This window comes from Apibacter sp. wkB309 (genome assembly GCF_002964915.1).
Taxonomy (GTDB): Bacteria; Bacteroidota; Bacteroidia; order Flavobacteriales; family Weeksellaceae; genus Apibacter.
This window is the reverse complement of record NZ_PSZL01000022.1, coordinates 91,332-103,751: the sequence shown is the minus strand read 5'-3', so window position 1 is coordinate 103,751 and position 12,420 is coordinate 91,332. Positions and strand designations below refer to the sequence as shown.

13 protein-coding genes are annotated in these 12,420 nt (G+C 31.8%); all 13 read left to right on the top strand.

The window, feature by feature from the left end; genetic code table 11:
* Window positions 1–11: 11 nt before the first annotated feature.
* Window positions 12–317 (top strand): hypothetical protein, encoded by a 306-nt coding sequence (locus C4S75_RS06305; RefSeq protein WP_105297458.1) that lies wholly within the window; start codon window positions 12–14, stop codon window positions 315–317.
* A 181-nt stretch (window positions 318–498) separates the two neighbouring features.
* Window positions 499–3,201 (top strand): tape measure protein, encoded by a 2,703-nt coding sequence (locus C4S75_RS06300; RefSeq protein ID WP_146105585.1) that lies wholly within the window; start codon window positions 499–501, stop codon window positions 3,199–3,201.
* Between the two features lie 11 nt (window positions 3,202–3,212).
* Complete coding sequence (locus C4S75_RS06295) at window positions 3,213–3,881, top strand: DUF6046 domain-containing protein (protein WP_105297456.1); 669 nt, start codon at window positions 3,213–3,215, stop codon at window positions 3,879–3,881.
* A 5-nt stretch (window positions 3,882–3,886) separates the two neighbouring features.
* Window positions 3,887–4,858, top strand: a complete 972-nt coding sequence (locus tag C4S75_RS06290; protein ID WP_105297455.1) for a hypothetical protein — start codon at window positions 3,887–3,889, stop codon at window positions 4,856–4,858.
* Window positions 4,859–4,861: 3 nt separating this feature from the next.
* Complete coding sequence (locus tag C4S75_RS06285) at window positions 4,862–5,365, top strand: hypothetical protein (protein ID WP_105297454.1); 504 nt, start codon at window positions 4,862–4,864, stop codon at window positions 5,363–5,365.
* Between the two features lie 8 nt (window positions 5,366–5,373).
* A complete protein-coding gene (locus C4S75_RS06280) occupies window positions 5,374–5,583 on the top strand; it encodes a hypothetical protein (RefSeq protein ID WP_105297453.1) in 210 nt (69 codons plus the stop codon).
* Window positions 5,580–5,867, top strand: a complete 288-nt coding sequence (locus C4S75_RS06275) for a hypothetical protein (RefSeq protein ID WP_105297452.1) — start codon at window positions 5,580–5,582, stop codon at window positions 5,865–5,867. The genes C4S75_RS06280 and C4S75_RS06275 overlap by 4 nt, the downstream gene beginning before the upstream one ends.
* Window positions 5,851–6,201 (top strand): hypothetical protein, encoded by a 351-nt coding sequence (locus C4S75_RS06270; protein ID WP_105297451.1) that lies wholly within the window; start codon window positions 5,851–5,853, stop codon window positions 6,199–6,201. The genes C4S75_RS06275 and C4S75_RS06270 overlap by 17 nt, the downstream gene beginning before the upstream one ends.
* A gap of 1 nt (window position 6,202) precedes the next feature.
* A complete protein-coding gene (locus tag C4S75_RS06265; protein WP_105297450.1) occupies window positions 6,203–6,514 on the top strand; it encodes a hypothetical protein in 312 nt (103 codons plus the stop codon).
* A 3-nt stretch (window positions 6,515–6,517) separates the two neighbouring features.
* The gene (locus C4S75_RS06260) at window positions 6,518–7,396 is read left to right on the top strand and encodes a nucleotidyltransferase (RefSeq protein WP_255410597.1); all 879 of its coding nucleotides are present in this window, start codon (window positions 6,518–6,520) and stop codon (window positions 7,394–7,396) included.
* On the top strand, window positions 7,386–7,874 hold the full coding sequence (locus tag C4S75_RS06255) for a hypothetical protein (RefSeq protein ID WP_105297449.1): 489 nt from the start codon (window positions 7,386–7,388) through the stop codon (window positions 7,872–7,874). Before C4S75_RS06260 ends, C4S75_RS06255 begins: the two co-directional genes overlap by 11 nt.
* A gap of 18 nt (window positions 7,875–7,892) precedes the next feature.
* Window positions 7,893–8,894 (top strand): hypothetical protein, encoded by a 1,002-nt coding sequence (locus tag C4S75_RS06250; protein ID WP_105297448.1) that lies wholly within the window; start codon window positions 7,893–7,895, stop codon window positions 8,892–8,894.
* 338 nt (window positions 8,895–9,232) lie between these two features.
* Window positions 9,233–12,340, top strand: coding sequence for a hypothetical protein (locus C4S75_RS06245; protein WP_105297447.1), 3,108 nt, complete (start codon window positions 9,233–9,235; stop codon window positions 12,338–12,340).
* Window positions 12,341–12,420 lie beyond the last annotated feature (80 nt).

Sequence of the window (12,420 nt, the reverse complement as noted above, 5' to 3'; positions counted from 1 at the left end):
TAAAAAAAATTATGAATACTCAAACTAACTCAATCAGCCAAGAACAAATCGAGGCATGGAAAGCTAAACACAAAGAAATTTTTAAATTAATTGTTGAAGATAAAGAGGCCTATCTAAAAAAACCGGACAGGAAAATCTTAGCTGCCGCAACTGCTGCAAGTTCAACTAATCCTATGAAGTTTAATGAAGTTATTCTTACCAATTGTTGGTTAGGGGGAGATGAAGAAATAAAAACCGATGATTCTTACTTTTTAGGTGCTTCCGCTAAATTAAACGAGCTAATTGAAATAAAACAAGCGGAATTGGAAAAGCTTTAGCCGCTGCCAAGATCGTCGAGGAAAATGTAGAATGGATACGTTTGAGCCATGCCATGCTCAGATATTATTTTCATATAGATCCGGATATATTAACAGATAAAGAATGGGCAGAAAGAATGCAAGAGCTTAATTATATCCGGATTAAAGAAAATTCAACTAATGCCAATTAATGTCATACCTAGTGAAAAACTCAAAAGAGATAACCGATAATGTTCTAAAAGCCATACAAAAAATGGGTATGGGTAACAATTCTGCATCATTTAAAATGCAAGAATTGGTTTATATAAGTACAATAAGTTTACACGCAAGATTAGGCAATTTAGCATCCAAGACATCTAAAAAGTTAAGTAAAGCAGCGGAAAATTCTAATAGATCAATATCAGAAATTCAAAAATCCGTAACCAATACTTTAGAAAAATTAGAGAATAATTCTAAAAAATTAGGTTATACTATTAAAAGTATCAATTCCAATTCTTTAGAAAATGTAGTGGAATTTTCTAATAATTCAGGATCCGGAGCTCAAAATAACGTTTCCTATAATTTTACTAAAACAACGGAAAGTTCTAATAAATCAGGAATTGAAATTCAGAATTCCGTTATAGGTAATTTATTTAAAGCAACAGAATATTTTAAAAATTTTGGACCCGGAATTCATAAAATCTTTGCCGATAATTTTATTAAAGCTGCGGATAGTTTTAAAAAAATAGCGCCCGTAATTCAAAAAACTTTTGTTAAAACAGCAGATATTTTTAAAAAATTAGGACCTATAATTCTAAAAACTATTTATAATAAGATAGCTAATTCATCAGGACTAACAAAAAAAATAGCTCCTTTTATTCTAAAAACTATACTTAAAACAGCCGATAGTTTTAAAAAATTAGGATCTATAATTTATAAATCTGTTTCTAATATAATAGGTAAAACCATTGGATTTTCTAAAAGATTTGGATCTGCGCTTCAAAAAACTGTTTCTAATAGTAGATTAGGCAAAACCATTGGATTTTCTAAAAAATTAGGATCCGTGGTTCAAAAAACCGTTACTAAAGCTGCATCAAAAGTAAAAAATTTTGGTAAAAAAGGCATATCTAAAAAGGGTTCAAATAATCAAAAATCCGGAAAAAATAATACAAGTAGTACTTCTGATTCTGAAACAAATGGCAGTGAAAATGAATTAAATTTTAAATTTCCGCAAGAAGCATTTGTCGATTTTTTGAATATGGGAATTCAAAAAGAATTAAGCAAAAAAAGGTTTGAGGTTTTACTTAGTTCAAAGAGTTCTGCTAAAAAAATGATGGATGATATTACAAATCTGTCGAAAAAAGTAAAGATTTTTGATCAATCCACTCTGGAAGGCAATGCTCAAACACTATTAAAAAGTGGAATGAATGCGGATCAGGTCGTGCCTAATTTGGATGCCATCAGCAACATATCCATGGGTGATACTCATGCAATGGATTCTCTTACTTCTTCTTTAGCCCAAGTAATAAATATGGGTACACTTACCGAAGACTCGTTACTGGCTATGGTTGAGGCAGGTTTCAATCCTCTGAATGAAATTTGCAGGACTACCGGATTAAGCATGGATAAGGTTAATGAAGAAATGATGAATGGTACTATTACTGCCCAAATGGTTACCAACGCTTTTCAATCAGCGGCCTCAGAAGGGGGACAATTCTTTGGAGTTGCCAATCAATTGTCCAATACGTTGGGAGGTCATTTACAAAGTACTACCAATAATTTAAATAATGTATTATTCAGATTATATGAAATCATTGCCCCTATGGTTCATATGTTCTTGGATTTAATTGACGCAGCCTTATTTTTAGCCGATACTTTATTTGATGTTACTGACTTTTTCAGTGAAGTATTGAATAAGTTTTCCATCGGTAAAGGTGCAATAACAACTCTCAAAGCGATTATAGTGAGTTTAGCATCTGCATTTATGACATATAAATTTGTTATGGGCTTGGCTGCTGTAGCTCAAGCAATCCTCAATGGAGTTATGATTGCCAATCCAATCGGACTTATTATAGCCGGTGTCGTTGGGTTAATAACCTTTATATATCTTTTAATAAACTCTGTGGAAGGTTGGGGTGATGCTTGGGATCATACCATGGAAATGGTAAAATCATTATGGGATGCAGGAATTTCATATCTGAAACTTTCGTGGTTGAATTTTAAAGATATACTTTTAACCGGTATAGAACAGTTACAAATTGCTTGGTATACGTTCTCTAAGCTTTGGAATAAAAAATCAGCAGAAGAACATTTAAAACAAATCAGAGAAAATGCTAAAAAACGTAGTGATGAACGTAAGCTATTAATTAACGACATGGCTGATAGTATGTTAAATGCTTGGGATCACTTTAAACAAATTGGAGGAAGTTTATCTTTTAAAACCAGTTCTGATAAAGAGAGTCCGATTATTTTAGACAATACTACTGAAGTATCTTCTAACAATGCCGGAGCTGAGAGTTTAACAGCAATCAATAAAAATTTTTCGTTACTTACTGACAGTTACAACAAAACCACTACGGACAATAGCCTATTTAACGACAAAGGCGGATTATCTTTCATCAGTGATACATTGGAAAAATATAATCCTAAAAATAAAATTGCACCGCCTAAAAAGTTAACCGAAGACACATCGGCTAATTCATTAAAAACTGTAAATCCATCGATAAAATCAACAGGAACAGCAACCAATAGCTCTATTGTTACCGGTGGAGAAAAATCCAGCACAATAAATATTTCCATTAAAGATTTAATCGGAGTATTAAATATTCAAGGTAAAGATTTCAACGAAACAACGGATAAAATGGTTGATCAAACTGCAGATGCATTATTACGATTATTAGCCATGGCAAATTATTCAGTAGGATAAAAAATAAACGTATGAAAATTAATAATAAAAATTTATTATTGGCCGGTTTATTAGGTTCAAAGGTGGCCAAAAAATTACCACGGTTTGAAGCACTTGAAAATGAATTAGCTAAACATGTGTTGCCACCAAAACCTTTTTTACCTCTTAAAAATAAGTCAAGATTTACTTATCAGGAAGTAGATTGGAATGATAAATTCATAGTAATGCCGGAACAAATTCCGGAGGATCAACAATTTTTTCCCGTAAAAATCAGAAATATCAATGACAGCCAATGGTATTTGTTGCCTTATGAACCTATGATTACAATCTCAGGTAAAAACAATATCATCAAGCGAGAAGTAGCTAAAAAAGGAAATGATAAAAATTTGTTCGGTACTATAAAAGAATATTGGAGTCAAGACGATTACGAAATTACGATAACCGGTGCCTTATATGGAGCTTTAGAAACCGGATCTGTTGATGATTGTTATCCTAAAGAAGATTTCAGAGCCCTTAAAGACTTTATTCTCAATCCGCAAGGAATTGAAATTGATTGTCAACCGCTGAAATTATTAGATATTACCAGAATAGTAGTTGAAGATTTTACATTTCCGTTTACCAAAGGTGAAAATGTACAGGCATATGAAATTAAAGCAGTGAGTGATTCTACCTACGATTTGTTTAAACTTTTAAATGACTAAAATATATGTATAAGTTGTCATGGGACATAGAATTCAGCCACGAATCTAAAAAATTTAATTTGCCTGTAATAGCAGAATGTGAAATAAATAAATCTGTTGATTCTTTAGTATCCACCGCTGTTATCATCTTGCCTGAATACATAGCCAATCGTCCTTTGAATCTCGAAAAAAAGATTCCGATAGGTTCTCAAGTAAAAATTAAATTAGGATACGACGATGTTTTAATCAATGAGTTTAGCGGATACGTGCAAAGAATAACCAATGTAGACAGCTGTTTAAAAATTTTTTGTGAGGATGATATGTATGTATTTAGAAAACCGGTAAAAAATGAGGAATTAAAGCCTACTTCTATTGACAAAATTGCTCAAACCCTGTTAAATCAAGTCATGCCCGAATATACTTTGAACTGTGACTATGAACTTTACTATGAAAAATTCGTCATCTTTCGAACAACGGCTTATGATGTATTGAAAAAATTACAGGAAGAATCCGCAGGAAATATATATTTAGATACCGAAAATAAAGTACTCCATATTCATCCTCCTTATGTTCAAAAAAAAGGCGAAGTCAAATATTCAATGCAACATAATATAGAAAAAGCCTCTTTAGAATATAAAAAAGCTTCAGACAAAAAAATTCAAATTACTGTTGAAACAACAGATAAAAACGGTAAAGTGCTTACCGAGACTTACGGCAATGAAGATGGAGAGAAAAAAACGGTTAAAATATCAAGCATAGCGCTGGCTTCACTTAAAATACGAGCAAAATATGAATATACCAAGCATGCATACGACGGATACGAAGGTACTTTTGATACCTGGCTTCTGCCCTATGTTGAGCCTAGTTATTCAGCAAAAATAACAGACGAAGATTATCCGGATAAAAACAGCAAGTATTACGTGGTAAGCGTTAAAACCAGTTTTAGTTCTTCCGGAGGAAAAAGAACCATTACACCCGGTATACTTTTATCAGTTTAAACTATGGAAAAGGGAGAAAAAATAAAACGATTAATAAAACAACTGGTTGGTGCAAATCCTAATTTCCCAATTATAGGGACTGTTACTGAATTACAAAAAGAAACCTGTTCATTGGCATTGGATGAAGATTTGATTATTACCGATGTGAGGTTAAAGGTTAGTTATGGTGGTTCGGAAAACTATATGATTCAGTACCCAAAAATAGGTTCCAGAGTTGTGGCCTTGAGTATCAGCGGCGAGCTTTCTGATTTGATGATAATCAAGGTAGATGAAATTGAAAAAATAGAAATCAATCAAAACGGATTGGTCTTGTTGCTGGACAGTAGTGATGGAAAAGTTTGTATAAAAAATAACTCTCGCAGTTTAATAGACCTGTTCCAGCTGCTGACTGATACTCTCAAGGGACTGAAAGTATTTACATCAACAGGAGCCAGCGGAACTCCTTTACCGGATACTCAAAAAAAATTAATTGATTTTGAAACGGGATTTAAATCACTTTTAAAATAGATGTTAAAATGGCACTAAATAAAGGAAGTTTACAATCAGGCATAAAAAAATTGTTAACTGACATGCATACCAGAGAAGATTCATCCATAGAAGAATTTTCAAAGAGATTAAGTGAATTGATAGACAGCTTTGTAAAAACAGCTACTATAAAATATGATGGCGGTTTATCTGCTCCCAACGGACCGGTAAACGGAACTTTTAAAGGAAAATTGGAATGAGAGACATATTAATTACAAATGAAGGTGAGCTTAAAATTGAGAACGGAGATTTTGTAGTTGAAAATTCAACTTTACAACATCAAGCGTTACTACTTTTAGCCAATCCGGGAGAATTCAAAGAAGATCCGATGCTGGGCGTGGGAATTGAAAATTATATTTTGGATTCCTGTATGGACGAATGCGAATTTGAAGCGCATAAGCAATTTATATCGGATGGAATGAGAGTTAAAAAATTACTTTTTAAGTCCAAAGATAATATGATTATAGATGCAGAATACGGATAATATGAAAGAATTATTTACAACCTATGTAGGAGAATTTTTAACCGTGCTGACGGCCGGTTTCGGAGGATGGTTTTATAATCGAAAAAAAGAATCCAACAATAATCATAATGCAGCCATAGATCATGGAGCAAGAGCTGTTAATATTTATAAAGAAGCATTGGAAGATCTGGGGATCTGTTATGAAAAAAAATATAAAAACATTATAACATTATACGAAAGTCGTGAACAACTTTTAAGGGATGAAATAATGGCATTGAAAAATAAGATAAAAATATTGCGAAAAGAAAATATTTCCTTAAAAAGGAGGATTGAAGACTTGAAAAAACAACTGTAATATGAAAATAATTATTCGTAATAATCAATCCCTATTGGATGTAGCCGTCCAATATCGAGGAACAGCTGAAGCTGCCTTTGAGATAGCTTTGGCTAATAATATAAGCATTACGGACGATCTTACAACAGGGCAAGAACTGATCATTCCCAATACACGATATTATAATAAAATAGTTTCTGAGTATTACGAAGGAAAAGGATTTTTACCCGCTACCTCCATATCCGATGATTTTATTAACAATTTGGTAGATCCGGAGATTGGAGAGATGATTATAAATATAAACTTTAAGCCTAAAGCATTAAAAAATAGTTAAGATATGGCAAGGAAACTTAAGGACATAACAGAAGAAATTTTAAACGAAAAAGGAAAATATCGTGAATTGGATCCGTTGGATTCTACCTCAAAAACCTCAATATGGAGATTGTTTGTATATGTAATAGCCTATACCATATTTAATTTAGAATTGCTGTTTGACCGACATAAAGAGGAAGTAGACAGCTTAATTGCCGAATTGAAACCGCATTCGGCAAAATGGTACAGAAATAAAGCATTGGCCTTTCAATATGGATTTGATTTATATCCGGATACGGATATATTTAATAATGAAGGGTATACCGATGATCAGATAGAAGCAAGTAAAGTAGTAAAATATTCTGCCATAACTGAGGACAGTACTCAAAGCAGACTTATTGTAAAAGTGGCCGGTGAAAAAAATGGTGATTTGGTGCCTTTAACCACGGGTGAAGTAAACTCTTTTACAGCATACATGGAAGAAATTAAAGATGCGGGTGTACCGTTAACCATCATCAATTATCTGCCTGATTTATTATATTTAAATATTACAATAAAAATTGATCCATTGGTATTGGATGAACACGGAAACGCCATAGCCCCATTAAAGGGAAATATACAACCGGTGGAAACCACAATACGTCAATATTTACGTGAATTACCTTTTAATGGAGAATTAATGTTGTCGAAATTGGTGGACAAATTGCAGCTGACTCCGGGGGTTAAAGACGTAAATATTTACAGAGCTTCGTCTTCATGGATCGATCCTGAAACCAAGAATTACGGAAATCCAATTGATTTTACGATGAGTATAATCCCTAATTCCGGATATTTTACCACTATAAAAAACAATGGAGATAATAAGTTGGAAAATTTAGTAAAAATAGATTACAATGTGGTATAATATAAATATAAAAAAACTGGCAATTTTACATTTACCCACGGTGCTTAGAAAAAACCGAGAAATCAAATTTTTACTGAGCCTGGTAAAGCCGTTATCCCGTATACATTACGATTGGTTATTGCTAAGAAATGAAAATATATATAAGTTAAACCACAATTCACAAGTATGCTACCTGCGCAAAACTCTAAATGATCGTTTTGACCCTATTGAAAGAAGAATACTTATTTCGGATTCTCAAATATATAAACAAAATTATATTTATACTGAAGGAGAAAACAAGCCCTATAAATTGGGAAACAGCTCATCAACCGATTGCGGCCCCATGTATTTAAGACAGGCTTCTGACTATAACCTAACTTCCATAAACTTTATAGTTAAAGTACCCAATGAGCTGTTAATCGATAATATAAATAAAATAAAAGCAATTATTGATTATTACAAACTAGCGAATAAAAAATACAAAATTGAAAAATTATAAACGTATAAGTTACTAAAAATGGATTATATTAAATTTAATCAAACCGGTGGATTTCCCTTGCAAACAGACACTTTAGAGTTTTTGCAACAAATGTTCAGACCATTTCTTAACGGTATAGGACGTATGGCCGGTAGAAGAGCAATAATTTGCGGATGTGAAGAATATGGCACTAAGATAACCCAAGGGATCATTCAAATAGACGATGAAATTTTTATTTTAGCTGAAGGAACTAAACAAGAATCCATCACTATAATTGAAGAAAATAAAGAGTATGAATTTGAAAATGGTGAAAAAAAGGTAACCATTGTTATCAGACATGCCACTTTTGGCTCGGGAGCTGTCTCCTATTCCTGGAGTGAATTTAAACGAGTACCGGATCTTAGCTTGATTACTGAAGATTTTAAACGGTTGGATTGGAGAATAGACGGAAGAGTACCTTATGACGTTTTTAATCAACACCTAAATGAAAGCAAAAGTAATCAAGCTCATCTTCAAAAACAAATTGATGGACGTGTGACAAATAAAGAATATGGTGAGTTTTATAACAAAAATAAAGAGGTACAAGCGTATCTTCAAGAACAAATTAACGGGCGTGTGACAAATAATGAATTTGGTGAGTACTACAATAAAAATGAAAAAGTTCAAACCTATCTTCAAAAACAAATAGATGCTCGAATTACTACTGATAATTTTGCTAAACATTATAAAGAAAATTCGGATGCTCATAATTTTCTTCAAAAACAAATAGATGCTCGAGTTACTAATGAAAATTTTGCTAAACATATCAAAGATAATTCAGATGCTCATAAATCATTTCAAGCACAAATTGATGTTAGGTTAACTCATACCGAACATGCAAAATTTTATCATGAAAATATGGATGCTCATCAATATCTTCAAGCACAAATTGATGGTAGGTTAACTCATACCGAACATGCAAAATTTTATCATGAAAATATGGATGCTCATAGCTATTTACAGAAACAAATTGACAGACTAAATCAAAGAGTTTTTAGATAAATCAACTGTTTTCTTAAATGCACTTAAAATGAAAACTTATTAGTCGGCCTTCGATTATCGAGTTTAAAATAAATTGTCAGATTATTTAAAAATATATTATATATATTTTTTATATATAATCATTATAATTTACAAAAAAATAAATAGTTAACCTATAAATCTTATCAGTTGGATGAATTTTTAAATGACAAAAAAAGGTACTTTAAAACAATAAGTTAAAAATAAAAAAACCGGACGAGTATCAATTCTCAAAGTAGATGGTTAAAAATTTTAATTTATCTAACATAGATTCTAATTTTTACCTTTTTTAAAGATAAATAATATTAAAATTTACAAAAATGACAACAAAAGATACATTAAAACAGTGGTTTAAAAATGGCAAGAAACCTGACGAATCTCAATTCTCGGAATGGTTGGAAAGCTATTGGCATAAGGATGAAAAAATACCAATCGAAATCATTGAAAATATAAATAATATATTAGCTAATAAATCAGATACTTCTCTAGTCAAAAGCCTGATAAATCAATTGGAGGGAAAAGTAGATAAAGAAGTTATAATGTCTTTAGAAAAATACATAAAGGAGATCATTGATGATAATCTCAACACAGCTTCGGATAAGACCTATTCTATAGATAAAATACAACAAATTGTTGAAACTGTTAATAATAAACTTGAAACAAAATCTGATGCCTCTTCCCTAGGTATTTTATTTGAACAACTTGATACCAAGGTTGATAAAAATGTTGTTCAAAATTTGACCAATCATTTATATGGTTTAATTGATGATAGTCAAACTTCTGCTTCCGATAAAACGTATTCCATAGATAAGATCCAAGAAATTATTAATACGTGTGTTAAGGATGCAGTTATCGATATCAAATATAATGATCAAACCAACAAATTATTGATTCAATACCAAAACGGAGAATCCCAAGAGCTGATTATAAAGGATAATTTTTTATCGGAAATTACTTATGATCCATCCCATAAAGAAATTAAGTTTATTCTTGAAAGCGGAAAAACCTTTACTACAAATATCTCTGATTTACAGGACATTTACAGGACGACTGAAAACGGGGGGATTGAGATAGATAGTGAAAATCAGATATCAATAAAAAAGGGTGGTATAAACGAATCCATGTTTGACGAGGATGTTAAAGATAAAATCAATCATACTGATACTTTACAACAAATTACTGAAAAGGGCAATTCAACTACTAAAGATTTACTTATAAATTCTGCTTCTCTGGGAGCTGATAGCAATGGTAATATCAAATTTGGTACAGATGCTTTAAACAGCAAAAACGAATCGACGCGTAACAACCTGGCTATCGGAAGTCAAGCATTATCGAAAAATGTTACCTGTCCGGATGTCTTAGCAATCGGAAATCATGCATTGAAGGAGTTTGACGGTATGGGTTCTGAATCCGATTGGATCACAAGTATTGGGCATAACTCCGCAACAAAATTAAGAAACGGCGCAAACTCTTTATTTACGGGACACGGTTCCGGACAAAATTTAGAATCCTGTAATTTCGATACGTTTATGGGCGCTTTAACCGGTGCAAATGCTAAAAAATCTGTCAGCAATGTTCTGATTGGACAAGCAGCGGCCTACAACGCTCAACAATTGACAGATGATACTGCTATTGGTCATCTTGCATTGGGAAAATATAAAGGAGTAGATTATAAATCATCTACAGATAGTAAACCTATGACTTCGGGAGGTAATATTTCCATTGGTAAATATGCTTCATATAAAACTTTATATGGTCGCGAAAATACATTTATCGGCCACCAATGTGGATACGATTTTTTAAATTACGGTGAATATAATACCTATTTGGGTTCCGGTATAACCAAAGGTTACAATCAAGTATATGGAAATACCAGTGTTGTTATTGGTGCATATGCAAGTTTGCCGATGAGGTTTGAATTAACTAATAAATTGGTGATCGATGCCAAAAGACCGGAAGATCCTAAAAGTGATCCTTTAGTTTATGGAGATTTTAAAGAGAAATGGTTTAAAATAAACGGAAAACACAGACTTAATTATGAGTATACGCCCAATGCGGATTTAAACCGAGATTTTAAACCAAGCCATATGCTTGTTTCTGATGATGAAGGTAATGTGGGAGTAACAAAATATGTAGATATAGTTAAGGCTACTTATTCACATGAATATGAAATTAACGATTCTGAGTTTTCGAAGATATGTTCTTTTTCTTTTAATCAATTAAACGGTCAAGCATTTTTAAATCTATTATTAGATGGGATTGATGCTAATTTGAATAATAGCATTTCAACGGCATATATACGTTCAAGTGTGATAAATAATTCCAGGATAGTTAAAGGTCTTCAAGAAAACAAAACGGATAATGTCAACTATAAGCTTTATTATAAAAAAGAATTTGGAAAAACAGATGATTATATTTTTCAACCCATAAGCCAAGATAATGGTACAAATTTTAATTTAATATCTAAAAATTATAAAGATTTATATATTTTAAAGCCAAAAACCGGATATAACAGATATTATATACCGATGGATAAAATTACAAATTTGGATGATGAAAATCGATATTATACTGCTTCAATGGTTGTAATACCAAATGAACTGGATACCCAAGATACTTTATTTTTCAATACTATCATATTAGGTGGAGTAAATGGCAATAATTGGAATCATAGAATTGGATGGAAAGATTTTAAAAAAATCAATAATTCCGATGGTAGTGTTTTTCTATATAGTACATTCTTAGTTGAAAGATCTTCCGGAAGACAATTTACAGAATTTAGTTTTGTATGTGAAAATAACTCGACCCAAAATCAGACAAAAATAACTAATTTAAAGGTTGAAGAGGGAGAAAAGTATACTCCGTATATTGAAACTTTTAATGATTATTCTAATGAATCAAATGGCGTAACTTTCCCGATTAAAGGCTTGCCCGGTTCTTCCCTTATCTGTATTGATGATAAATATGTTCATGTTGCTTATGCTGATGATAGTAACGGAAATGGATTCTCTATTACGCCAGAAGGTAAAAATTTTGTAGGAATATATGTCGATCGTATTTCTGAAACTAATGAAAACCCTAAATTATATACATGGAGTTCAGTTTCAGATCTTCTTGCTGCCAATGAAGATGTCATAAATATATCTTGCGGTGAATTCGAAGGTAAAAAGCATTATTTACATGTTGCATATGCCGACAATCATAAAGGAGATGGATTTTCCACAAATAATACTAAAAAATTTATAGGACTTCTCTTGGATACAAATGAAGTAAATCAACAATTTTCTCTATTTCTTAAATCTGAAGATGCAGATATGAAAGTTCAAGTCAGCGTTTTATCTTTGGATGAGAAAATGGGCAAAATAAATTTTATCCAAGATGAAAAAATAGTTTACGATAAATTTTCCGGTGAATTTTCAGTTTTATAATAATTTAATATTCTAATTATTTAATAAAAAAGCCTCATATAAGAGGCTTTTTTAGTTTATATTTATGTGTGTAATCTTAT

Excerpts from the sequence above, each read along its gene's own strand:
- C4S75_RS06305 (WP_105297458.1), top strand. The coding sequence starts at position 12 with ATGAATACTCAAACTAACTCAATCAGCCAAGAACAAATCGAGGCATGG.
- C4S75_RS06295 (WP_105297456.1), top strand. The coding sequence starts at position 3,213 with ATGAAAATTAATAATAAAAATTTATTATTGGCCGGTTTATTAGGTTCA.
- C4S75_RS06290 (WP_105297455.1), top strand. The coding sequence starts at position 3,887 with ATGTATAAGTTGTCATGGGACATAGAATTCAGCCACGAATCTAAAAAA.
- C4S75_RS06285 (WP_105297454.1), top strand. The coding sequence starts at position 4,862 with ATGGAAAAGGGAGAAAAAATAAAACGATTAATAAAACAACTGGTTGGT.
- C4S75_RS06280 (WP_105297453.1), top strand. The coding sequence starts at position 5,374 with ATGGCACTAAATAAAGGAAGTTTACAATCAGGCATAAAAAAATTGTTA.
- C4S75_RS06275 (WP_105297452.1), top strand. The coding sequence starts at position 5,580 with ATGAGAGACATATTAATTACAAATGAAGGTGAGCTTAAAATTGAGAAC.
- C4S75_RS06270 (WP_105297451.1), top strand. The coding sequence starts at position 5,851 with ATGCAGAATACGGATAATATGAAAGAATTATTTACAACCTATGTAGGA.
- C4S75_RS06265 (WP_105297450.1), top strand. The coding sequence starts at position 6,203 with ATGAAAATAATTATTCGTAATAATCAATCCCTATTGGATGTAGCCGTC.
- C4S75_RS06260 (WP_255410597.1), top strand. The coding sequence starts at position 6,518 with ATGGCAAGGAAACTTAAGGACATAACAGAAGAAATTTTAAACGAAAAA.
- C4S75_RS06255 (WP_105297449.1), top strand. The coding sequence starts at position 7,386 with ATGTGGTATAATATAAATATAAAAAAACTGGCAATTTTACATTTACCC.
- C4S75_RS06250 (WP_105297448.1), top strand. The coding sequence starts at position 7,893 with ATGGATTATATTAAATTTAATCAAACCGGTGGATTTCCCTTGCAAACA.
- C4S75_RS06245 (WP_105297447.1), top strand. The coding sequence starts at position 9,233 with ATGACAACAAAAGATACATTAAAACAGTGGTTTAAAAATGGCAAGAAA.